This is a genomic window from Paenibacillus antri, assembly GCF_005765165.1.
In the GTDB taxonomy this organism is placed as follows: Bacteria; Bacillota; Bacilli; order Paenibacillales; family YIM-B00363; genus Paenibacillus_AE; species Paenibacillus_AE antri.
Genome location: NZ_VCIW01000081.1, coordinates 1 through 504 on the forward strand (window position 1 = coordinate 1; position 504 = coordinate 504).

Annotated in this window: 1 protein-coding gene; it reads right to left on the reverse strand. The window is 60.7% G+C overall.

All coding sequences use genetic code 11. The features are described 5' to 3' along the window. Positions 1 to 59: 59 nt before the first annotated feature. On the reverse strand, positions 60 to 398 hold the full coding sequence (locus FE782_RS32150; RefSeq protein ID WP_202914655.1) for a hypothetical protein: 339 nt from the start codon (positions 396 to 398) through the stop codon (positions 60 to 62). Positions 399 to 504 lie beyond the last annotated feature (106 nt).

Consider the following 504-nt stretch of genomic DNA (forward strand, 5'->3'; position numbering starts at 1 on the left):
ATCAGCGGCAACCACGTTTGCCGCCACAACGGCCAGAAAGCCTGCCAACAGCGCTTTTCTCATTTCGACAGCTTCCCGATGATGCACCGTACCTCGTCGATCTCCATGACGAGGCCGGCCATGTTGCCCTGTGTGCGCCGTATCTGAATGTCCGCCATGCGGCAGAAGGTGCGCGCCAAGCGCACCACCTCCGAGTCAAATCCGCCAGCCGGCACGATGCTGGAACCCACCAGCACTTGACCGTTCTTGCACTGCGCGCGGATGAAGTCACCCGCCTCATAAATCTTGCGGGCGTTCTGCGAGGCGCTGCCCAGGTCGCACACGGAATCGTCGGTTTGACCGCCGACCAGCGAGGCCGCGCCAGTCGGCTCCGTTGCGCCAATCAACAGACTGGCCAACACGGCACCCCCTCGCCTGATTGCTGTCTTTCCGCCCATCGCCAGGCCGCCATCTTGCTATAAGAAAGCCATATTGTGGCTTAAACACGGCTGACGTAAAAGCATC